The sequence below is a fragment of the Pannonibacter sp. CBAS1226 genome, from assembly GCF_055685825.1.
Genome location: NZ_JBVOUO010000005.1, coordinates 131,717 through 153,432 on the forward strand (window position 1 = coordinate 131,717; position 21,716 = coordinate 153,432).

Genomic DNA, 21,716 nt, shown 5'->3' on the forward strand with positions numbered 1-21,716 from the left:
CACATGACTGCACCCGCCAGCGTCGATCACCAGACAAAAGAAAATCACAGCCGGCACCCGAAACTCCTCACAAGGAGCCACCAGAAAACAGACCGGCCAAACTGGCTTCCTTATACGGAAATCACCTGCCAGGGGTCAAAGCTATTTCACGTGAATCACGCAGGCGAGACCGGAACGGATTCACGTGAAACATCCATCACGGCTCAGATATGATTCACGTGAAACACCCTCAAGGCACATTCCGGAGGAGAGATGATTCACGTGAAACAGGCAGATCCATTCATCGAAACCGGAGCCGAACCGGATTCACGTGAAACACCTCGCCTCACTTGCCGATGCAGAATTCCCGAAAAATCACATCCAGCAGATCTTCCACATCGATCCGGCCGGTAATCCGCCCCAGCGCATCAGCGGCCCGGCGCAGGTCTTCAGCCCGGAGCTCAGCCGGAAGATGATCCCGGCTCACCGCATCCTGCAGGGCGGCCAGGCAATCAGTGAGATAATGCCGGTGCCGTTCGCGGGTCGCGAGTGCCGCCTCACCGCTTCCGAACGTATCAGAAGCAAAACGTCCAAGGGCCTTGAACAGGTCATCAAGACCGGTACCTTTGGTAACAGATACAGGAAACTCCTGCATCGTTCCGGAAGAGTCTCGTTTCGCAAGAGTCTCAAGATCGGCCTTGGTGGAGACGATCCAGACCGGAACCGATTCAGTGCGGATCGCCTCCGGCAGCCCTTGCCCTTCATCCTCCGGCAGAGGACCACCCGGCTCCACCGCCCAGAGGATCAGGTCTGCTGCCCGGCCCTTCTCGGTTGCCCGGCGGATGCCCTCCTGCTCCACCCGGCCTGCCCCGCTGCGCAAGCCGGCGGTATCGGCGAGCGTCACCGGATAACCATCAAGGTCGAGGTGCACCTCAATGACATCCCGTGTCGTGCCGGCCTCTTCGGTGACGATGGCCACCTCCCGTCCGGCGATGGCATTCAGGAGGCTCGACTTGCCGGCATTCGGCGCCCCCATCAGGACCACCAGCAGACCATCGCGCAGCCGCTCACCGGAACGGGACCGATTCAAATGGTCTGCCACTTCGCCCTTCAGGACTGCGGCCTCACCCCAGACCGTGTCTGCCACACTGCCAGGCACATCCTCTTCATCGGCAAAATCGAAGTCTGCCTCGATCATCGCCCGCATATGAACGAGCCGCTTGCGCCAGCCCTCATAGAGCCGCCCCAGCGCTCCATCCATCTGCCGGAACGCCTGCCGCCGCTGTGCCTCGGTCTCGGCAGCGATGAGATCGGCAAGGCCTTCCACTTCGGTCAAATCCAGCCTGCCCTTCTCGAAGGCGCGGCGGGTGAACTCCCCGGGTTCGGCAGGGCGCATGCCGGGCAGCTCTGCCAGCGCCTTCAGAACGGCCGCCACCACTGCGCGGCCCCCGTGGCACTGAAGCTCGACAACATCCTCACCGGTGAAGCTGGCCGGACCGGGAAAGGTCAGCACCAGCGCCTGATCCAGCGGCTCCTGTGTCTGCGGGTCCCGCAGCACCCTCAGCGCTGCCTGACGCGGCTGCGGCATGGGGCTGCACAGAGAGCCAAGAGCATCAAAGGCTGACGGGCCGCTCAACCGGATCACGGCAACGCCGGAAGGGAGCGCACCGCTGGAAAGGGCAAAGATGGTGTCCTGCATGAGGGAAGCCTTGGCAGCTGAAAATCCATGCCAAGGCCCATACCTGCTTCGCCCCTCCCTGCAAAGGGGGAAGCACCCAATCAATCCACATCCGATTCAAATGAGTAGGATCAAATGCACTTCATCCCCCTCCATCGTCATCCCGGCCTTGAGCCGGGACCGGTGAGCCGGGGTACCTGTTGGCTGGCTGTGAATATTCGCCGATGGGCCTTGGCTCACCGGTCCCGGATCTTCGCTTCGCTCTCGTCCGGGACGACGACGATGGGGTTGACGACCTTCAACACGGACCCGATTCATTTCCTCCCCGCATTCACCGGGGTGTTTCACGTGAATCAACGTGAAACATGTTCCGCTCCAAAAGCCTTCCAGTTCTCCCGAGAAAGCCGGTAGAGCACATGCGGCCTAAGTGGACGGTCCTCTGGTACGGACGGATGATCGAAGTCATCTGCCGGATCATGGCTCATGCCCAGCCGCTGCATCACCTTGCGCGATGGCCTGTTCATCACTGCGGTAAAGGCGACGATCTCGTCCAGCTGAAGCGTTTCAAAACCGAATCGAAGCCAGCCTCCCGCCGCCTCGCTGGCATAGCCCTGTCCCCATACGTGCCGGGCGAGACGCCAGCCGATCTCGACACAGGGCGTGAACGGCACTGGCTCTGGAAACACAGGACGCGACAGCCCGACCATGCCGATGAGGGCCCCATCCGCCTTGCACTCCACCGGCCAGAAGCAGAAGCCGTCCGCGGCTTCCTTCTCCCTCGCACGGGCGATCAGGGCTGCGGTCTCCTCAAGGGTCAGCGGTTTCAAGAAATAGCGCATGACCTGCGGGTCGCCGCAGAGCGCGGCAAAGGGTTCAAGATCCTCATCCCGCCAGGGCCGCAACACGAGCCGTTCCGTTTCGATGATCATGGCTGTCTCCTTCCTGAAACTGATTGATACGAAACCGAATCCATAGGCTCAAACAAAAACCCCCGGCCGTTGCCTGCCGGGGGTTTGAATGAAGCGTATCCGAATCGGATCAGGTGTTCATGCTGTCGAAGAAATCGTCGTTCGACTTGGTCTGCTTCAGCTTGTCGAGCAGGAACTCGACCGCATCGACCGTGCCCATCGGGTTGAGAATGCGGCGCAGAACGAAGGTCTTCTTGAGACGCTCCGGCGGCACCAGCAGCTCTTCCTTGCGGGTGCCGGAGCGCTGGATGTCGATGGCCGGATAAACGCGCTTGTCGGAGATCTTGCGGTCCAGGATGATTTCGGAGTTACCCGTGCCCTTGAACTCTTCGAAGATCACTTCGTCCATGCGGCTGCCGGTGTCGATCAGCGCGGTGGCGATGATGGTGAGCGAGCCGCCCTCTTCGATGTTACGCGCTGCACCGAAGAAGCGCTTCGGGCGCTGCAGGGCATTGGCGTCCACACCACCTGTCAGCACCTTGCCGGAGGACGGCACGACGGTGTTGTAGGCGCGGCCAAGGCGGGTGATGGAGTCGAGGAGGATGACCACGTCGCGGCCATGTTCCACCAGGCGCTTGGCCTTCTCGATGACCATTTCGGCCACCTGCACGTGGCGGACGGCCGGTTCGTCGAAGGTGGAGGACACCACTTCACCCTTCACGGTGCGCTGCATGTCCGTCACTTCTTCGGGACGCTCATCGATCAAGAGAACGATGAGATAGCACTCGGGGTGGTTCGTGGTGATGGACTTGGCGATGTTCTGCAGGAACACCGTCTTGCCGGTACGCGGCGGCGCGGTGATCAGGGCGCGCTGGCCTTTGCCGAGCGGTGCCACCAGATCGATGATGCGGGAAGAAAGATCCTTGGTGGCCGCGTCGGCGACTTCCATCTTGAAGCGCTCATCGGGATAGAGCGGCGTCAGATTGTCGAAATGCACCTTGTGGCGGGTCTTTTCCGGATCTTCAAAATTGATCGTGTTGACCTTGAGAAGCGCGAAATAGCGCTCGCCCTCTTTGGGGCTGCGGATCTGGCCTTCGACCGTATCGCCGGTGCGAAGCGAGAAGCGCCGGATCTGCGAGGGGGAAACATAAATGTCGTCGGGGCCCGGCAGATAATTTGCGTCGGGCGAACGGAGAAAACCGAAGCCGTCCTGGAGTACTTCAACAACACCTTCGCCGATGATCTCAACATCCTGGGCTGCAAGCCGCTTGAGGATGGCGAACATCAGCTCCTGCTTGCGCATTGTGCTGGCGTTCTCGACTTCGAGCTCTTCGGCGAAGGCCAGCAGCTCGGTGGGTGTCTTCTCTTTGAGGTCTTTGAGTTTCATTTCCCGCATCAATAGGGATCAATCTCTGTTGGAGGGTGGGTATGTGAAAAGACGCTTCTGGTTCTGGAATGAAAAAACGGAAACAGAAGTGGAAGCTGTCACGGAAGACCGGTCGAGGGGATAACCGGCTTTGCTTCGGCAGTGGTGCATCCGGGATTGAGAGCCTCGGCGCACCTTACGTGAAGTTGACGCGGACCATAACTCTTAAAACGAAACCCCGCAAGAGCCTTATGATCTCGCGGGGCCGGTCAAATCGATTGTATCCGCTGCGTCAGATCAGCGCGGACATGTCAGAATGGCTTACCAATCACAAGAATGACGATAAGGATCATCAGGACCGTCGGCACTTCATTGAGGATCCGGTAGAACTTCGCAGGCTTTGTGTTCTCGTCGCGTGCGAATACCTTCACCCGTCCTGCCAGATATCCATGGGCACCGCTCATAAGCAGAACCAGCGTCAGCTTGGCGTGGAACCAGCCGTCCCTGAAGGCATTGATTTCATAGGCAAGCCACAGGCCGAAGATCCAGGACGCGATCATCGCCGGGTTGATGATCGCCTTCAGCAGCCGGCGTTCCATGACCTTGAAGGTTTCCGACTGGGCCGAGCCCGGTTCGGCGCTGCAGTGATAGACGAAGAGACGCGGCAGATAGAGCATCCCGGCCATCCAGGCGATGATCGAGATGACATGCAGCGACTTGAGCCAGAGATAGAGATCCATTTTATCCTCCTCAGCCCTGACGGACGCGTTCGACCATCCGTGCCACATGGGCCGGATCGGTTTCAGGTGTTACGCCATGGCCGAGATTGAAGATCAGCGGCCCCTGCCCCAGCGCCTTCAGAACATGGGTGATGCCCTCATCAAGCGCGGCCCCGCCGGCCACCAGCCGCATCGGGTCCAGATTGCCCTGCACCGGAACCTTTTTCTGGATTGTCTGCGCCACATGATCGGGTGCGGTCCAGTCCAGACCCACCGCATCCACGCCCGTGCCGGCCACATATGCCTCCAGACGGGCCGAAGAGGCCTTCGGGAAGCCGATGATGCGTGCGCCCGGGCGGGCACCCTTCACACCCTCGACAATCGCTCTGGTGGGCTCGATAGACCACCTGCGGAAGCCTTCCTCATCCAGCACCCCGGCCCAAGTGTCAAAAATCTGGACTGCATCGGCGCCGGCATCGAGCTGGCGGATGAGATAGCGGATCGAAGCGGTCACCAGCTGGTCGATGAACCGCTGCATCAGGGCCGGATTGCGATAGGCACCCACACGGGCTGCCGTCTGGTCCTGTGTCGTATGTCCGGCGACCGAATAGCACGCAACGGTCCATGGAGCACCGCAGAAGCCAAGGAGCGTTGTCTCCTCAGGGAGCTCGCGGCGCAGCCGCGTTACGGTCTCAATGACGGGATCGAGGTGCTTGTCTGCCCGTGACTGGTCCAGCTTATCAAGGATCGCTTCGCTCAAGGGCTCAAGCACAGGACCACGTCCCTCTTCAAAGCGAACCGGATAGCCGATGGCATCGGGAACGACGAAGATGTCCGAGAACAGGATCGATGCATTAAAGCCATAGCGGCGGATCGGTTGAAGCGTGACTTCCGTTGCCAGATCCGGATTGTAGCAGAAATCGAGGAAGTTCTTCGCCTTCGCCCTGACCTCCCGGTACTCCGGCAGATAGCGTCCAGCCTGCCGCATCATCCAGATGGGAGGCGGCCACAGGCGTTCGCCTGCGAGCACCCTCATGACGGCACGGTCGGATGACTTCATGGCTTTGTCCTTTATCCCAGGCAGGCCCCTATAAAGGGAGTCTCTGATTGATTTGAATCTGTTTCTTATTCTTGTGAGTGGATTACCGGGATCATTCGTTGTCCACAATCGGTTCAGGTCATTTTCGCGCCGGGAGAAAACGCCGCAGTTTCTGGACAACAGATTTTATTAAAATTGTACGGAACCTGTTACCTGAATGAAATCAGAGAGATGGCCATTTTTTAAGGATCTCTTAAGGAATTGGGCATGAGTGGATAACCTGTCGGCAACGAGTCAGGCCCATGTTAATCCACATGTGCCGGAAACCGTTTCGGCGCCGGTTGCCGGAAATTTACGCTCTGTTAAGAAGATAGAGCCAGCGGGCATAAGTTTTGGCCTCCAGGGGCCACAAGGGTGACTTGTCCCCGCCCGTCAACAGCGGTGAGGTTTTGTTGTGGGAAAGTCGACACACTACTTTCACCTCCATCTCGTATCCGATTCGACCGGCGAAACGCTGATGACGGTCGCCCGGGCGGCGACGGTCCAGTATGACGATGTGCAGTCCATCGAACATCTCTATCCGCTGGTGCGCAGCCACAAACAGCTGGACCGGGTGACGGCCCAGATCGAGTCTGCGCCGGGGATCGTGCTCTACACCCTCGTCGATCCGGAGATCTCCGGCCGTCTGGAACGGTTCTGCCGCGAGATCGGTGTGCCCTTCGTCAACATCCTCGACCCGGTCTTTGCCGTCTTCCAGGCCTATCTCAATGTGCCGCTGACCCGGCGCATCGGCGGCCAGCACGCGCTGGATGCGGAATATTTCAAGCGGATCGACGCGCTGAACTACACCATGATGCATGACGACGGGCAGATCGCCGGAAAGCTGGAAGAGGCCGATATCGTTCTTGTCGGCATTTCGCGCACCTCCAAGACACCCACCTGCATCTATCTCGCCAACCGTGGAATCAAATGCGCCAACGTGCCGATTGTTCCCGGCATTCCCCTGCCGGACCAGCTTCTCGGCCTCCGCTATCCGCTGGTCGTCGGCCTCATCGCTTCGCCGGAGCGGATCCAGCAGATCCGCCAGAACCGGGTTTTGTCCCTGAATGCCGACGGATACGGTGACACTTATGTGGACCGGCGGGAGATTGCCCGCGAGATTGCCGCCACCCGCCGGCTTTGCGTCGAACAGGGCTGGCCCTTGATTGATGTGACGCGCCGCTCCATTGAAGAGACTGCAGCCGAGATCATGGAGCTGTTCCGGGACCATCGTCAGACCGCCCGGGAAGCCGGCGGCTTCTAGCCTCAGTCAGGCCGGGATTGAACCTGACTGAGGCTGGTTTCTTTGTTTTCGTTTGTCTTTTCGGGAAAACCGGTGCCCACTTCTCCCTGACAAACTCCAAGATCAAGACGGAAAGCCTGGAGGAATTCCCCATATGACCCTTGTTCTGGCCAGCGGCAGCAGCATCCGCGCGACGCTTCTGCGCAATGCAGGGCTTGATTTTGCCGTCGATCCGGCCGGCGTGGACGAGCGCGAGATCGAGCGCCCGCTGCTGGAAGCCGGTGCCGAACCGCAGGAAATTGCCCTTGTTCTCGGCAAGGCCAAGGCGCTGGATGTGGCACTGCGCCGCCCGGGGGATCTGGTGATCGGCGCCGATCAGGTGCTGGGGCTCGGCTCCACCCGCTTCACCAAGCCCGCTGATCTTGCCGCCGCCCGCGCCCAGCTGGCGCTGCTCGCCGGCAAGACGCACGAGCTGCATTCGTCTGTGGTTGTGGCGAAAGGTGGGGAGGTGCTCTGGAGCCATGTTTCCACCGCCCGCCTGCAGATGCGCGCTTTGAGCGATGCGGAGCTTGATGCCTATCTCGCAATGGCCGGGTCTGCGGCCCTGTCGAGCGTCGGCTGCTATCAGCTGGAAGGCCTTGGCATCCGTCTGTTCGAGCGGATCGAGGGCGATTATTTCACCATTCTCGGGCTGCCGCTGCTGCCCCTTCTTGGATTCCTGCGGGAGAAGGGAGAAATCCATCCATGACTGCCATCCGCCGCGCCGCCATCACCGGCTGGCCCGTCACCCATTCCCGCTCGCCCCTCGTTCACGGCTACTGGCTGAAGAAGCACGGGCTTGAGGGGGAATATATCCGGGTGGGCGTCGAGCCTGAGGGGGCCGAAGCCTTCTACCGGGATCTTGCCGCCGCTGGCCTCACCGGCGCCAATGTCACCGTGCCGCACAAGGAGCTGGTGGCCGGGCTTTGCGACTGGCTGGACCCTGCGGCCAAGGCCATGGGCGCCGTCAACACGCTCTGGCTGGAAGACGGCCGCCTGATGGGCGCCAACACCGACGGGCTCGGCTTCCTGGGCAATCTCGACCAGTGGGCCCCGGGCTGGGACAAGGCCGGCGGCACGGCCGTGGTTCTGGGCGCCGGCGGCGCAGCGCGTGCAGTCATCTGGGCGCTGCTGTCGCGTGGCTTCACGCAAGTTCATGTTGTCAACAGAACCGAAGAGAAAGCCAGGATCCTCGCGGATCATTTCGGCTCCGCTGTTGTGGCTCACGGGTGGGACAAGCTGGGGACAGTGCTTGGACAAGCCTCCGTCCTCGTCAACACCACGTCGCTGGGCATGACGGGCAAACCGCCGCTGGAAATCGATCTTGCCCCCCTGCCCCGCACGGCGCTGGTGACGGATGCGGTCTACTCGCCGCTGCAGACGGATCTGCTGAAGGCGGCTTCCGAGCGGGGCAATCCCACGGTGGATGGTCTCGGCATGCTGCTGCATCAGGCGGTCTATGGCTTCGAGCGCTGGTTCGGCATCCGGCCGGAGGTGGATGCGGAGCTGCGCGGCCTCATCCTCAAGGATCTGGGTGTCACGGAATGATCCGCCTCGGCCTTACCGGGTCCATCGCCATGGGCAAGTCGGCCACCGCGAAGATGTTCGCCGAGGCCGGCGTGCCGGTGCATGACGCCGATGCCGCCGTGCATGCGCTCTACGCCGGGCGCGCCGTGCCGCTGATCGAGGCCGCCTTTCCCGGCACCACGGCGAACGGCAAGGTGGACCGCACGCGTCTTGGCGAAGCGGTGCTGGGCAAGCCGGAGGCCATCGCAAGGCTGGAAGCCATCATCCATCCGCTGGTGCATGAGGCCGAAGCAGACTTTCTCGCCAAGGCAAGGGCGGAAGGCCGCCGCATGGTGGTGCTGGATATTCCGCTGCTGTTCGAGACCGGCGGCGAAAGGCGGATGGATGCGGTGGTGGTCGTGTCTGCCCCCGCAGAGGTTCAGCGCGAGCGGGCCCTCGCCCGTCCCGGCATGACGGTGCAGCGGCTCGATGCCATCCTGGCCCGCCAGATGCCGGATGCGGACAAACGCCGCCGATCGCATTTCATCATTGAGACCGGTTCCGGTCTGGACCCGGCACGCCGGGCGGTCCGTTCGGTCATCCGCGCGCTTTCCGGGAAAGCCTGAGCGCAAACAGCCAAGCGGCCGGGGAAAAGCCAAGGAAAGCCTTGCGTCCTGCCCCGTCCGTTCCCACACTTGCCCCGGAATACTGGCGGACGCCGGTGCATCAGGATGACAGACAGCCATGCGCGAGATTGCCTTCGATACCGAAACCACGGGCCTTGACCCGCGCAGCGGCGACCGGCTGGTGGAAATCGGCGGTGTGGAACTGATCAATCATGTCGCCACAGGCCGCACCTTCCACGTCTATATCAACCCGGAGCGGGATGTGCCGGAGGGCGCCTTCGCCGTTCACGGCCTCTCCACCGAGTTCCTGTCCGACAAGCCGAAATTTGCGGAAGTTGCGGATGACTTCCTTGCCTTTGTCGGCGATGCGACGCTGGTGATCCACAACGCCTCGTTCGACATGGGCTTCATCAACATGGAGCTGGGGCGGCTCGGCCGCCCGCCGATCCCGCAGAGCCAGGTGCTTGATACGCTGGCCATGGCGCGGCGGAAGTTTTCCTCCGGCCCCTATTCGCTGGATGCGCTGTGCTCGCGTTTCGGCATCGACAATTCCCGCCGCACCAAGCACGGCGCGCTTCTCGACAGTGAGTTGCTGGCGGAAGTCTATCTGGAGCTGCTGGGTGGCCGCCAGACGGCACTGGGGCTCATGGATGAAACGGAGCGCAAGTCCGGCGGTGCATCGCAAGAGACCGGCGGCCCGCTGGTGGCAGCCCCCGCCCGCCCCCGGCCCCAGCCGCTGGCACCACGGCTGACAGAGGACGAAAAGGCCGCCCACGCGGCTTTTATCTCTAAAATGGGGGACAGCGCCCTCTGGAAAAAATACGAGCCTGCGGGGGAATAAGGGGCTGGAAGGCGGTGCCTTGCGCAGGCGTCTCCCCCTTTCTCCGTCATGCCATGACTTGATCATGGCATCCATATCGTGACGCCAACGGCAAGTCAGGCCTTTGAAAAATAAACGTTTTCCTTCGCACCGCATTTCATGTTCCTGTGCGTGTGCGGCAAGGGAATGGATGCCATGATCAAGTCATGGCATGACGAATACGGCAGCGGTTGCCCCCTTTCAGCACCGCACCGGCGTGGCGGATCACAGCCAACAAAAAGGCCGGAGAGCATCCCCTCCGGCGTCATTTCGTATCCTCGACCGCTCCTCAGAGCATCGACGGCAGCACGCGGTCGGGCGGGCGGTGGCCGTCCATGAAGGTCTTGATGTTGATGATGACCTTCTCGCCCATTTCGATACGGCCCTCGATGGTGGCCGAGCCCATATGCGGCAGCAGCAGCACGTTCGGCATCTGCGCCAGCTTCGGGTTCACCGCAGGCTCGTGCTCGAACACGTCGAGACCGGCACCGGCCAGATCGCCGGACTCCAGCTGGCGGATCAGCGCGGTCTCGTCGATCACCTCGCCACGGGCCGTGTTGACCACATAGGCGTCCTTCTTCATCAGCTTCAGGCGGCGGGCCGAAAGCAGATGGAAGGTGCCGGGCGTGTGCGGGCAGTGGACGGACACGACATCCATGCGGGCCAGCATCTGGTCGAGGCTGTCCCAGTAGGTCGCTTCCAGCGCATCCTCGATGTCCGAATGCAGGCGGCGGCGGTTGTGATAGTGGATCGACATGCCGAAGGCCTTGGCGCGCCGGGCAACGGCTTGGCCGATCCGGCCCATGCCGATGATGCCGAGGCGCTTGCCCCAGATGCGGCGGCCCATCATCCAGGTGGGCGACCAGCCGGACCACTCACCTTTTTCCATCACCTTCATGCCTTCCGCGATCCGGCGCGGCACGGCGAGGATCAGCGCCATGGTCATGTCGGCGGTGTCTTCGGTCAGCACCCCCGGCGTGTTGGTGACGTTGATGCCGCGGTTGTTGGCGCTGACCACGTCGATGTTGTCGACGCCATTGCCGAAGTTGGCGATGAGCTTGAGGTTTGGCCCGGCCTGGGACAGCACGGCAGCGTCAATCCGGTCCGTCACGGTGGGAACCAGCACATCGGCCGTCCGCACGGCCTCCACGAGCTCGGCCTGCGTCATCGGCCGGTCGCTTTCGTTGAGGCGGGTTTCGAACAGCTCTCGCATCCGCGTCTCGACCACATCGGGAAGCTTGCGCGTCACGACAACCAAAGGCTTCTTCTTGCCCATGCCACTAGCCTTCTGCGTTGCGTTGAGGGTGCTTTAACCCTAACGGACCTAGGTTCTCACCGTGCGGTATCCCCGCATGGCGGTTCGCTCCTGTTTTCCTTATCAGATGGCCTGCGAGAAACAAGGGGACCAGCCCTTCGGCCAGTATCGACCTTGGTCGGGTGCTGAAGGCCGCAGGCGGCATTTGAGGGACAAAACCGTACCGCTGCATCTGGCCACGGGGGGTGGCTTTCGCTAAAGGGAACGCAGAAGAGGTGAATGAGGACGGCATGACCCGGTTTGATCAGACCCTGTCTGGCACGATAGCCCGCAAATTCCGGCTGCTGGCCGCCGCTGCCGCGGCGCTGGTGCTCGTTGCGCCGCAGGTTCTGGCGCAGACCGCCCAGACCGGCTCCACCGGGCTGCCGCTTCCCCGTTTCGTCAGCATCAAGTCTGACCGGGCAAATGTGCGCATGGGCCCCTCGCGCGAGCATGAGGTGTCCTGGACCTATGTTCAGGGCGGCCTGCCGGTGGAAATAACGCAGGAATTCGAGAACTGGCGCCGCGTGCGCGACTGGGAAGGCAAGGAAGGCTGGCTGTTCCACACGCTGCTGTCCTCCCGCCGGACAGCGCTTGTGACGCCCTGGGAGCAGAGCGAGAACACCCCCCTTCATTCCGAGCCCAAGGCGGAGGCTGCGATCAAGGCCTATCTCGCCCCCAAGGTGCTGACGGACATCAAGTCCTGCAATGGCACCTGGTGCCGCGTTCAGGGCCGCGGGTATGACGGCTGGGTGGAGCAGGTCCGGCTCTTCGGCGTCTATCCCAACGAGAAAATCAGCAACTGACCGGATGCAGCGCGTTCAGCAGCCGACATGACAAAGGGGCCTCACGGGCCCCTTTGCTGTTTCACGTGAATCGTGTGGCAGGACGATCAGTCGTCGCTGCGGTCCTGACGCTTCAGCTCGTCGAGACGCGGCATGGACACAATGTTGTAGCCGCTGTCGACGAAATGAATCTCGCCGGTCACGCCGCCCGAAAGTTCGGACAGGAGATAGAGGCCGGAGCCGCCGATCTCGTCCAGCGTCACGGTGCGGGCCAGCGGCGAGTGGCGCTTCTGGAAATTGTACATCAGGCGCGAATCCGAGATGACCGAACCGGCGAGCGTGCGCACGGGGCCGGCGGAAATCGCGTTGATGCGGATGCCCTGCTCGCCGTAATCCATCGCCAGATAACGCACGGAGGATTCCAGCGCCGCCTTGGCAACGCCCATGACGTTGTAGTTCGGCATGACGCGGGTGGAGCCGCCATAGGTCAGCGTCACCACGGAACCGCCGTCCGGCATGATGGCCGCTGCACGCTTCACGATTTCGGTGAAGGAGAAGCAGGAAATCAGCAGTGCCTTGCTGAAATTGTCGCGGCTGGTGTCCGCATAGCGGCCGCGCAGCTCGGTCTTGTCCGCATAGGCAATGGCATGAACGAGGAAATCGATCTTGCCCCGCTTTTCCTTCAGCACGTCAAAGACGTTGTCGACGGAAGCAATGTCTTCCACGTCGCAGGGCAGCAGGATGCTGGAGCCGATGGACTCGGCCAGTGGCTTGATGCGCTTTCCGAAAGCCTCACCCTGATAGGTGAAGGCCATCTCGGCGCCATGTGCGGCAAGGGTCTTGGCAATGCCCCATGCAATGGAGTGGTCATTGGCGACACCCATGACAAGCCCGCGCTTGCCCTTCATCAGCCCTTCCATAAAAAACTCCTGTCGGACCGCCTTTGAGGCGCGCGGGAGACGTCTCGAACGTCCCCGGCGCGCCGGCAATCAATCTGTTTAAGCGTATCGTTTGAAAACCACGGAGGCGTTGGTGCCGCCAAAGCCGAAGCCGTTGGACAGAACGCAATCAAGCTTGGCGTTGTCGACGCGCTCGCGCACGATCGGCATATCCGCAAAGGCGGGATCAATGGTTTCGATATGGGCCGAGGCAGCGATGAAATTGTGCTGCATCATCAGGATCGAATAGATCGCTTCATGCACGCCTGCGGCCCCCAGCGAGTGGCCCGAAAGGGCCTTGGTGGCGGAAATCTGCGGGATCTTGTCGCCGAACACGGCACGGATCGCCTCGATTTCCTTGATGTCGCCGACCGGCGTGGAAGTGGCATGCGGATTGAGGTAGTCCACCGGCAGATCCACCGTGGACAGGGCAAGGCGCATGCAGCGCTCGGCGCCTTCACCCGAGGGAGCCACCATGTCGTAACCGTCAGAGGTTGCGCCATAACCCACGATTTCGGCATAGATCTTGGCGCCGCGCGCCTTGGCGTGCTCCAGCTCTTCCAGAACCAGCACACCGGCACCGCCGGCAATGACGAAACCGTCGCGGTTGGCGTCATAGGGGCGCGAGGCGGTGGACGGTGTCTCGTTGTACTTGGACGACATGGCGCCCATGGCGTCGAACAGGGAAGAGAGCGTCCAGTCCAGTTCCTCGCCGCCGCCGGCAAAGACGATGTCCTGCTTGCCCCACTGGATCAGCTCGGCCGCATTGCCGATGCAGATGTTGGTGGTCGCGCAGGCTGCGGAGATGGAATAGTTCACGCCGCGGATCTTGAACGGGGTGGCCAGCGTCGCCGAGTTGGTCGAGGACATGGCTTTCGGCACGGCCGTCGGTCCGATGCGCTTCGGGCCTTTCGTGCGGGTGATATCCGCCGCTTCCACGATGGCGGGGGTGGACGGGCCGCCAGAGCCCATGATGATGCCAGTGCGCTCGTTGGAGACGTCGCCGTCCTCAAGGCCGGCATCGGCAATCGCCTGCTGCATGGCGATGTAGTTCCAGGCGGCGCCCTGACCCATGAAACGGGTGGTGCGGCGGTCCAGCGCCTCGAAGGGGTTCAGCTTCGGAGCGCCGTGCACTTGGCAGCGGAAGCCGAGATCGGCATATTCCTGCGCCTTGACGATGCCGGAACGGCCCGCCTGCAGGCTCTCCAGAACCTCCTGAGCCGTGTCGCCAATCGAGGACACGATACCCATGCCGGTAACAACCACCCGCCTCATCGCGGTCTCCTGTCTTTCCAGGCTGCCCATGCGCGCGGCGGCGCGGCAGCAAACTCATTCGTCAGATGTTTGGATGGGCGCGGACATGCCGCACCCACGGGCTGATATGGTATCAGGTCTTGGCGAGGCCAACCCGCAGGTCGGTCGCCTTGTAGATCTGCTCGCCATCGGCCTTCAGCCAGCCATCCGCGATGCCGAGCACGAGCTTGCCCTTCATGATGCGCTTGAAATCGACGCCATACTCGACCTTCTTGACCGACGGCGTGACCATGCCCTTGAACTTCACCTCGCCGGTGGACAGGGCCATGCCCTTGCCCTCGAGCCCGAGCCAGCCAAGGTAGAAACCGGTCAGCTGCCACAGGGCATCAAGGCCGAGGCAGCCCGGCATGACGGGGTTGCCTTGGAAGTGGCAGGGGAAGAACCACAGGTCCGGATGGATGTCGAACTCGGCGCGGGCAAAGCCTTTGTCATATTCTCCGCCGGTCTCGGAAAGCTCCGTGATCCGGTCGAACATCAGCATGGGCGGCAGCGGCAGCTGCGCGTTGCCGGGTCCGAACAATTCCCCGCGTGCACAGGCAAGGAGGTCTTCATATTCGTAGCTCGAGCGCCGATCGGTCATTCCGTTCCCGTTTATCTTGTTGTTCTGCCCGCCCGGTGAGGCTTGCATTTTCTGCCGCAGGGGCAAGCGGTTCTGCAGTCATGTGTTCGAGGCCTTCCTAACACAGCAGGTGCAGCTTCGAAAGATCACCAAACGCACAAGACGGGCGAAAGCGGGGCCTGAAGGCAAGGATATCGCTGCGTCACTTGCTGCGGAGCCCTCTTCCGGGGCCTTAATGCGGCCTGTAGCTCGCCGGACTGAAGCACGCAGGGCTGCTTCTGCGGCCCGCCGGGGCTGTTTCATCACGCCGTCGGGAGGACATTTGACCGGCAATTCAAGGAAAAACTTGCATTCCCGGTCCAAGAAATGGCAAAATTGAATTGTTGATATGAAAAAGTCCCCTACAAAGGGCCATAGAGACCATCAGGACAGGCCTTCAAAGCACCGCGCTGCGAATGCCTATGAATAGCACTAGGTTCCGCCGCTGAGGCTGGCCGACGAGACAGAGATCCAAAGTCAGATATGACCGCGCCCGATCACGCCGACCACCACCACAGCCATGATGTGACTGAAATGCTGCGCGATTCCGGGCTGCGCCCGACGCGTCAGCGTGTCGCTCTTGCTGAATTGCTCTATTCCAAGGGCCACCGCCACATCTCTGCGGAAATCCTGCATGAGGAGGCGGTCCGCGCCTCCGTGCCGGTGTCACTGGCGACGGTCTACAACACCCTGCACCAGTTCACCGAAGCCGGCCTGCTGCGGGAAGTTGCCATCGACGGCACCAAGACCTATTTCGACACCAACGTCCACGATCACCATCACTTCTTCATTGAAGGCGAAAACCGGGTCGTCGACATTCCGCACGATGGCATCGGCATCGGCCGTGTGCCCCAGGCCCCCGAGGGCATGGAGATCGTGCGTATCGATGTGGTGGTGCGGGTGCGTCCGAAGGGCGCAGCCTGATCTTTCAGGCCGCGCGCTCCCATCTTTCCCTTTCGAGGCAATGCAGCAGTTGCGGCCGTCCCGGTGCATTAGGCAGCCGGTAATCCTGCACGGCTACCTCAAAGCCGAGGCGGGCCAGCAGACTGTTTGACGCCTCGTTCCCCGGACTGGTGATGGCGAGAACACGCGGCAGGGCCAGCGCTGCAAAGCCATAGGCAAGCACGGCCCGGGAGGCCGCCATGGCATGTCCCTGTCCGCGCGCTTCCGGCAGCAGGGCATAGCCCAGATCCGGCAGATCCAGATTGTCACGTTTGGCAAGGCCCGCCATGCCCAGCGCCGCGCCGCTCGCCCTGTCCGAAATCACCCAGAAGCCATAGTTGCCGCGCCGGTATGCCGGGCGGATGGCGCTGCGGATGTAGTTGCGGGCATCTTCAACCTGTCTCAGGCCCCGGTCGCCGATATGTTCGATGAAAGCGGCATCGTTCATCAGCCGCATGAGGAAGTCAGCGTCGGAAAGCTCGAACTGGCGGAAGGAAAGCTGCGGACAGTCCGGGATTTTCATGATGCCGCAGGTGCCCCTGCTTCTGCCCCTGCCTGTGTCCCGGCCTGTCTTGCGGCAATTTCCGCCGCCGTGCGCAGCGCAATGTCCGGCACCGCATCCATCGGCACCTTCTCGTGGCTCTTGCACAGGTCATAGATCAGGCAGCGCGCGCATTCCGGCTTGCGGGCCTTGCAGATGTAACGGCCATGCAGGATCAGCCAGTGATGGGCGTGCAGCCCATATTCGGCCGGCACGATCTTCTCCATCGCCAGTTCGACCGCCAGCGGCGTCTTGCCGGGAGCAATGCCGATGCGGTTGCCCAGGCGGAACAGATGCGTGTCCACCGCAATGGTCGGATGGCCAAAGGCCATGTTCAGCACCACATTCGCCGTCTTGCGGCCAACGCCGGGCAGCGCCTCCAGCGCCTCGCGGCTTTCCGGCACCTCGCCGCCGTGATCACGCAGCAGCTGTTCGCACAGGGCGATGACATTCTTCGCCTTGGTCTTGAACAGGCCGATGGTGCGGATTTCCTCGCGCACCCGGTCCTCGCCCAGCGCCAGCATCTTCTCCGGCGTATCGGCAATGCGGAACAGGGTTTTTGTCGCCCGGTTCACGCCCACATCCGTTGCCTGCGCCGACAGGACCACGGCGACCAGCAGCGTGAAGGCATTCACATGGTCCAGTTCGCCCTTGGGCTCCGGATTGTCCGTGTGGAACCGGTCGAAGATCGCGTGGATTTCGGCCTTCGTGTAGCGCGGCGCGGCCTTTTTGCGCCGCGCCGGAGCGGGTGTCTTCACCGCCGCCGCAGCGGTCTTGCTCTTTTTTGGTGCTTTTGTGATCTTTGCTTGCGTCATGCCTCCTCTATAAAGCTTTCTCATGAGCGGCACCAAGAGCAATCCTGACGGTCCTGATGACGCGGCGCTGGCGCCGGGTGAGCGGCCAATCTTTGCTGCGGTGCTGACGCCGCACCGCTCGCTGGGACCGAAGGGCTTTCTGGTGCTGATGCTGGCCACGGGGGCGGTCTGTTTCGCCGCCGGGCTTTTGTTTCTCTCCATCGGCGCATGGCCGGTCTTCGGTTTCTTCGGGCTGGATGTGCTGCTGGTCTGGATGGCCTTCCGGCTGAATTATGCGGCCGCCAACCGCTGCGAGGAAGTGACGGTCAGCGCACACGAGATTGTCGTCCGCAAGACCGGGCCGGGCCGTCAGCGGCAGGAATACCGCTTCAACCCCTTCTGGGTGCGGCTTTCGGTGATGCGGCTTGAAGATGAAGGCGTCACCCGGATCACCCTGAGCGCCCGCGGTGACACCATAGGCATCGGCGATTTCCTCAATCCGCCGGACCGGACAAGCTTTGCCACGGCCTTTGCCGCAGCCATTGCCGATGCCAAGGCGGGGCGTATCCCGGCCGTTTCCTGATATTGGACCCATAATTTACCGCAAATCCGCCTTCCGGTTCCCGTCCGTGAGGCGTATCACTCTGGTCTGGGTATCTTGGGGAGGCTTTCATGAAGTTCTGGCTGGGGGCCGCTGCGGCCATGGGCATTGCGCTGCTTTTGGGCGGCTGCGACACGGTTTCCAAGGAACAGTGCCAGGCCGGGGACTGGCGCGCGCTGGGCCGGGCGGATGCGGCTTCCGGCCATGCGGCCAACCGCATCTCCAAGGTGGCGGAAGACTGCGGCCAATATGGCATTTCCCCTGATCCGGCGGCCTACCAGTCCGGCTGGCAGGAGGGTGTGCAGATTTATTGCACCCCGCTCAACGGCTTCAACATTGGCCGCCAGGGCGACAGCAAGTCGGATATCTGCCCGCCTGCTCTTGCCGGTCAGTTTGAATATGCCTATCAGCTCGGCAACCGCATCTATTCCGCCCGGCGGGAGGTCGAGAATGTCGAATCCCGCCTGCGGTATCTGGAAACCTCCACAGACAGCGCCCGCTTCGACCTGTCGCGGCTGGACTGCGGCTCTGGCAGTCCCGACGAGCGCAACGCCTGCCGCCAGAAGGCAGACCGCCTCCGCGACCGGATCAGCGATGGCCGGTTCGAGATCCAGGACCTGCGTTTCCGTCTGATGCAGCGGCAGGGCGAATATGCGGCAACGGAAGCGGCCGTCAACGCTGAGGCCCGGCGTCTCATTTCCGGCTACGGCGGCTGAGGCCGCACGGGCGCTTCAGCTTGCACCCCGCGGCGGCCGCAGCTGGCTGAGGGCCACCAGCACGGCAAGGCCGCTGCCGGCCGCCACGAAGACAACGGTGCGGAAATCAAAGGCGCTGGCGATCAGCCCCATGGAGACCGAGCCGATGAAGGAGCCGAGAAACAGCCCGTTCATGTAGAGCGCGGTGGCCCGCCCCGGCTTGTCCGGGGCATAGCTCTGCACGAAGGAAATCGCGACCCCGGCGAAAAGGCCATAGTAAAGCCCCTCTATGGCCGAGAGGATCACCACATGCAGCACGCTGCTGATCTGGGTGAACAGCAGGAAGGTGACCACAGCGAGCAGCGAAGCGCCGTAGAGCACCGTTCTTGAGCCGAAACGCGCGGCAATGCGCGCAGCGAGAAAAATGGCGATGACCTCGACGATGCACTTGAAGGACAGCGACAGGCCGGGCGTATAGCCGGGCAGGCCCACTTCCCTGACATAATAGAGCGGCATGGCGGCGGTGAAGAGCACATTGCCAACGGCAAAAAGCGTGCAGGTGAAAGCTGCCAGCAGGATGGGCCAGTCGATGCCCTCCAGCGCAGCCGTGCCGCGCGGGCGCTGCGGCGCGCGGAAGTCCCCCGGCACGCCCAGATGCCACAGCACAAGCCAGATCACCGCAAGGCCTGCCGAAATCAGATAGGCCACCCGGAAACCGGCGAGATCAAACAGAATGAAGGTCATGGACGGCCCGATGACCCAGGCCAGCGACACGACCATGCGCAGCCAGGCGTTATACTCGGCAATATCAAGGCCGGTCCGCTCTGCATAAAGCCGGCCGTAGGTGAACTCGGTCGAGGTCGCGCCATTGGCCACCGCCATGATGGGCGCACCGGCAAGCACCAGCACCAGAAAATCCGGAATGGCCGCAAGCAGCAGGGCCATCGCCATATAGGCCAGGATCGAGATCAGCAGCAGCGGCTTCACCGCCACCGCGCCATCCAGCTTTTCGCCAAAGGTCCGGTTCACCACCATGGTCAGCGGCGCCACGAGCCCGGTGTAAAGGCCGATCTGCCAGGGCTCCTGCTTCAACCCTTCGACGATGAAATAGCCCATCGCCGGAATGAGCGAAGAGGTGCACAGCGCGCCGAAAAAGACGAGCAGCAGGATGAGGACTGCCTGACGGGGCAGCTGCAGGACGAAAGACATGAGACGGTCCGGGCCGGTCAAACCGGCAAGGGCAAGGCGCAGCACACGGTCTGCGCCCTGAATGGAGGGACCACCAGAATAAGGTGATTTGACGGCTTTGCGCCAGTCCTTCGTGGGGAAATGACTGCCCCCGGCCGTGCACAGCCGGGGGCAGCCGGGACGCAGGGCGGTTTCCCTTTTGCTGGAATTGCTCTAGCGGCCAAATCCGGATTGCTGCGGCAGCCAGAGGGCCAGCTGCGGAAACAGCCAAACCATGAAGAGGCCGAAGATCAGGATGCCGACATAAGGCGCGGCCCCGCGCATGATGTCGATCAGCGGCGCCCCCGTGATCCCCTTGAGAACGAACAGGTTCATGCCGACAGGCGGCGTGATCAGGGCAAGCTCAAGGTTGATCATCAGCATGATGCCGTACCAGACCGGATCAATGCCAAGGGCCAGCATGGACGGCAGGATGATTGGTGTGGTGATCAGGATGATCGCGATCGTTTCCAGAAACATCCCCAGGATGAAGATTGCGATCATGACCGCCAGAAGGAAGCCCGTCTGGGACAGTTCGAGCGCCGTCACGGTTTCCATCACTTCGGCAGGAAGCCGGATGATGGTGATGGCATGGCCGAACATGCCGGCAGCCGCGATAATCATGAACAGCATGGCGCAGGTGCGCATGGTCTGCCAGAGGCACTCCCCGAGATCGCGCAGCGATACGTTCCGGTACACGAGCAGAGCGACGAGCAGCGCATAGGCGGCACCCACTGCGGCTGCTTCGGCGGCTGTGAAGATGCCGAAATAGATGCCGCCCAGAATGACCGGTGGCATCATGACGGCCCAGATCGACTTCCAGAAAGCCGCAAGGACGGCGCGTGTGCCGGGCCAGTCCTGGGCCTGTGTTTCGCCATGGGCGTTCGCCTGAACCCAGGAGAAGATGGCGAAGAGGAGTGCGATCAGCAGGCCGGGCACGATTCCGGCGAGGAACAGGCCGCCGATCGAGGCATTGGTGACGACCGCATAAAGGATCATCGGCCCGGAGGGCGGAATGAGGATACCGAGCGTGCCGCCTGCGGCAATGATGCCGTAAGTGTCGCGCGGGCGGTAGCCGAACCGCTGCATTTGCGGAATGGCGGTGGTGCCGATGGTGAGTGCGGTGGCCACGGAGGAGCCGGAAATCGTGGCAAAGATCGTGCAGCAGAGGATGGTGGCAAAGCCGAGCCCGCCCTTGACGTGGCCGACCAGCTTGTTCGACATCTCGTAGAGATCGTCGACGACCTTCGCCTTGATCATCACATGCGCCATGAAGGCGAACATCGGGATGGTGGCGAGCAGCGGATTGTTGAGCGAGGCAAAGACCGTGTCGGCCATCGACCAGACCTTGCCCTCGAAAAGCCAGAGAATGGCAAGCGAGGTAAGCCCGAGGGCCGCGAAGATCGGTATGCCTGTCAGAAGCACGGCGGCCAGAACGGCGATGATGATGAGGGTCATGTCCGGCCTCCACGCAGGAGAATGAAGAGACGCGCCAGGCACACCAGCAGGATCAGTCCGCCGCCTGCGATCATCGCCGATTGGGGGATCCACATGGGCAGTTCGAGATAGCCGGGCGAATAGGCGCCGAAACGGCGTGAGAACGACACCGTGTGCCAGGCGGTCACCAGCAGCGCAGCTGCAAAGGCCAGCACCGAAATCTGCGCCCAGATGTCGAGCCAGCGGCGCAGACGTGGCGGGGCCTTGTCGAGGATGATGTCGATGCGGATATGATCGTTCCGGCGCGATGCCTCGGCCGCGCCGAACATGACGATGGCCACAACGAAAAAGCCGGTTGCCTCCTCGACACCGGCGATGGGCTGGCCAATCACGTACCGCATCCACACGCCAACGCCGGTGATGATCAGCACCACCAGGATCAGCGCAGAGCTTATCAGACCTCCGGCGCCGGAAATCGCGGCGGCGAAACGGTCGAGGGGTGAGGAGGAGGCGCCCGCCTCCTCCCCCCTTTCAGCAGGATCCCGCATC

23 protein-coding genes are annotated in these 21,716 nt (G+C 62.2%); 9 read left to right on the top strand and 14 right to left on the bottom strand.

What is annotated here, in order from left to right:
- Positions 1 to 325 precede the first annotated feature (325 nt).
- The 5 genes from mnmE to hemE form a co-directional block, all read right to left on the bottom strand.
- On the bottom strand, positions 326 to 1,678 hold the full coding sequence (gene mnmE, locus AC0CMF_RS15350) for a tRNA uridine-5-carboxymethylaminomethyl(34) synthesis GTPase MnmE (protein WP_374629636.1): 1,353 nt from the start codon (positions 1,676 to 1,678) through the stop codon (positions 326 to 328).
- 332 nt (positions 1,679 to 2,010) lie between these two features.
- Positions 2,011 to 2,586, bottom strand: coding sequence for a GNAT family N-acetyltransferase (locus AC0CMF_RS15355; RefSeq protein WP_374629637.1), 576 nt, complete (start codon positions 2,584 to 2,586; stop codon positions 2,011 to 2,013).
- Between the two features lie 109 nt (positions 2,587 to 2,695).
- Complete coding sequence (rho, locus tag AC0CMF_RS15360; RefSeq protein WP_026355666.1) at positions 2,696 to 3,961, bottom strand: transcription termination factor Rho; 1,266 nt, start codon at positions 3,959 to 3,961, stop codon at positions 2,696 to 2,698.
- A 281-nt stretch (positions 3,962 to 4,242) separates the two neighbouring features.
- On the bottom strand, positions 4,243 to 4,671 hold the full coding sequence (hemJ, locus tag AC0CMF_RS15365) for a protoporphyrinogen oxidase HemJ (RefSeq protein ID WP_019964308.1): 429 nt from the start codon (positions 4,669 to 4,671) through the stop codon (positions 4,243 to 4,245).
- A 10-nt stretch (positions 4,672 to 4,681) separates the two neighbouring features.
- On the bottom strand, positions 4,682 to 5,710 hold the full coding sequence (gene hemE, locus AC0CMF_RS15370; RefSeq protein WP_374629639.1) for a uroporphyrinogen decarboxylase: 1,029 nt from the start codon (positions 5,708 to 5,710) through the stop codon (positions 4,682 to 4,684).
- Between the two features lie 433 nt (positions 5,711 to 6,143).
- Between hemE and AC0CMF_RS15375 the strand changes: the two genes are divergently transcribed.
- From AC0CMF_RS15375 to dnaQ, 5 genes are all read left to right on the top strand, one after another.
- Positions 6,144 to 6,992, top strand: a complete 849-nt coding sequence (locus AC0CMF_RS15375; RefSeq protein ID WP_082675899.1) for a pyruvate, water dikinase regulatory protein — start codon at positions 6,144 to 6,146, stop codon at positions 6,990 to 6,992.
- Between the two features lie 133 nt (positions 6,993 to 7,125).
- Complete coding sequence (locus AC0CMF_RS15380) at positions 7,126 to 7,719, top strand: Maf family protein (RefSeq protein ID WP_374629641.1); 594 nt, start codon at positions 7,126 to 7,128, stop codon at positions 7,717 to 7,719.
- On the top strand, positions 7,716 to 8,558 hold the full coding sequence (locus tag AC0CMF_RS15385; RefSeq protein WP_374629642.1) for a shikimate dehydrogenase: 843 nt from the start codon (positions 7,716 to 7,718) through the stop codon (positions 8,556 to 8,558). The genes AC0CMF_RS15380 and AC0CMF_RS15385 overlap by 4 nt, the downstream gene beginning before the upstream one ends.
- Positions 8,555 to 9,142, top strand: coding sequence for a dephospho-CoA kinase (gene coaE, locus AC0CMF_RS15390; protein ID WP_374629643.1), 588 nt, complete (start codon positions 8,555 to 8,557; stop codon positions 9,140 to 9,142). Before AC0CMF_RS15385 ends, coaE begins: the two co-directional genes overlap by 4 nt.
- Before the next feature lie 118 nt (positions 9,143 to 9,260).
- Positions 9,261 to 9,983 (top strand): DNA polymerase III subunit epsilon, encoded by a 723-nt coding sequence (gene dnaQ / locus AC0CMF_RS15395; RefSeq protein WP_374629644.1) that lies wholly within the window; start codon positions 9,261 to 9,263, stop codon positions 9,981 to 9,983.
- Positions 9,984 to 10,290: 307 nt separating this feature from the next.
- Here dnaQ and AC0CMF_RS15400 read toward each other — a convergent pair whose 3' ends face one another.
- Positions 10,291 to 11,277: a 2-hydroxyacid dehydrogenase gene (locus AC0CMF_RS15400; RefSeq protein WP_058898417.1), complete on the bottom strand. Its 987-nt coding sequence runs from the start codon at positions 11,275 to 11,277 to the stop codon at positions 10,291 to 10,293.
- A 269-nt stretch (positions 11,278 to 11,546) separates the two neighbouring features.
- Here AC0CMF_RS15400 and AC0CMF_RS15405 point away from each other — a divergent pair, with 269 nt between their 5' ends.
- Positions 11,547 to 12,101: an SH3 domain-containing protein gene (locus AC0CMF_RS15405; protein ID WP_374629645.1), complete on the top strand. Its 555-nt coding sequence runs from the start codon at positions 11,547 to 11,549 to the stop codon at positions 12,099 to 12,101.
- An 86-nt stretch (positions 12,102 to 12,187) separates the two neighbouring features.
- Here AC0CMF_RS15405 and fabI read toward each other — a convergent pair whose 3' ends face one another.
- The 3 genes from fabI to fabA all read right to left on the bottom strand — a co-directional run bounded on the left by fabI (position 12,188) and on the right by fabA (position 14,912).
- Positions 12,188 to 13,000, bottom strand: a complete 813-nt coding sequence (gene fabI / locus AC0CMF_RS15410) for an enoyl-ACP reductase FabI (protein WP_472482096.1) — start codon at positions 12,998 to 13,000, stop codon at positions 12,188 to 12,190.
- Positions 13,001 to 13,078: 78 nt separating this feature from the next.
- Entirely contained in the window at positions 13,079 to 14,293 is a 1,215-nt protein-coding gene (gene fabB, locus AC0CMF_RS15415) for a beta-ketoacyl-ACP synthase I (RefSeq protein WP_122522674.1), read from the bottom strand.
- Between the two features lie 112 nt (positions 14,294 to 14,405).
- Entirely contained in the window at positions 14,406 to 14,912 is a 507-nt protein-coding gene (fabA, locus tag AC0CMF_RS15420) for a 3-hydroxyacyl-[acyl-carrier-protein] dehydratase FabA (RefSeq protein ID WP_050474024.1), read from the bottom strand.
- 501 nt (positions 14,913 to 15,413) lie between these two features.
- On the opposite strand from fabA, the gene irrA reads away from it, so the two are divergent.
- Positions 15,414 to 15,854, top strand: coding sequence for an iron response transcriptional regulator IrrA (irrA, locus tag AC0CMF_RS15425; RefSeq protein WP_050474023.1), 441 nt, complete (start codon positions 15,414 to 15,416; stop codon positions 15,852 to 15,854).
- 4 nt (positions 15,855 to 15,858) lie between these two features.
- Here the strand turns inward: irrA and AC0CMF_RS15430 are convergent, their stop codons facing one another.
- Both AC0CMF_RS15430 and nth read right to left on the bottom strand, forming a co-directional pair.
- Positions 15,859 to 16,395, bottom strand: coding sequence for a GNAT family N-acetyltransferase (locus AC0CMF_RS15430; RefSeq protein ID WP_374629646.1), 537 nt, complete (start codon positions 16,393 to 16,395; stop codon positions 15,859 to 15,861).
- Entirely contained in the window at positions 16,392 to 17,228 is an 837-nt protein-coding gene (gene nth / locus AC0CMF_RS15435; protein ID WP_374629647.1) for an endonuclease III, read from the bottom strand. The genes AC0CMF_RS15430 and nth overlap by 4 nt, the downstream gene beginning before the upstream one ends.
- A gap of 22 nt (positions 17,229 to 17,250) precedes the next feature.
- Between nth and AC0CMF_RS15440 the strand changes: the two genes are divergently transcribed.
- Positions 17,251 to 17,790, top strand: a complete 540-nt coding sequence (locus tag AC0CMF_RS15440) for a DUF2244 domain-containing protein (protein WP_374629648.1) — start codon at positions 17,251 to 17,253, stop codon at positions 17,788 to 17,790.
- A gap of 89 nt (positions 17,791 to 17,879) precedes the next feature.
- On the top strand, positions 17,880 to 18,524 hold the full coding sequence (locus AC0CMF_RS15445; protein ID WP_186391407.1) for a DUF2799 domain-containing protein: 645 nt from the start codon (positions 17,880 to 17,882) through the stop codon (positions 18,522 to 18,524).
- Between the two features lie 15 nt (positions 18,525 to 18,539).
- Here AC0CMF_RS15445 and AC0CMF_RS15450 read toward each other — a convergent pair whose 3' ends face one another.
- The 3 genes from AC0CMF_RS15450 to AC0CMF_RS15460 all read right to left on the bottom strand — a co-directional run bounded on the left by AC0CMF_RS15450 (position 18,540) and on the right by AC0CMF_RS15460 (position 21,715).
- Positions 18,540 to 19,712, bottom strand: coding sequence for an MFS transporter (locus AC0CMF_RS15450; protein ID WP_374629649.1), 1,173 nt, complete (start codon positions 19,710 to 19,712; stop codon positions 18,540 to 18,542).
- A 192-nt stretch (positions 19,713 to 19,904) separates the two neighbouring features.
- On the bottom strand, positions 19,905 to 21,188 hold the full coding sequence (locus tag AC0CMF_RS15455; RefSeq protein WP_094462562.1) for a TRAP transporter large permease: 1,284 nt from the start codon (positions 21,186 to 21,188) through the stop codon (positions 19,905 to 19,907).
- The gene (locus tag AC0CMF_RS15460; protein WP_050474017.1) at positions 21,185 to 21,715 is read right to left on the bottom strand and encodes a TRAP transporter small permease; all 531 of its coding nucleotides are present in this window, start codon (positions 21,713 to 21,715) and stop codon (positions 21,185 to 21,187) included. Before AC0CMF_RS15460 ends, AC0CMF_RS15455 begins: the two co-directional genes overlap by 4 nt.
- Position 21,716: the final 1 nt, after the last annotated feature.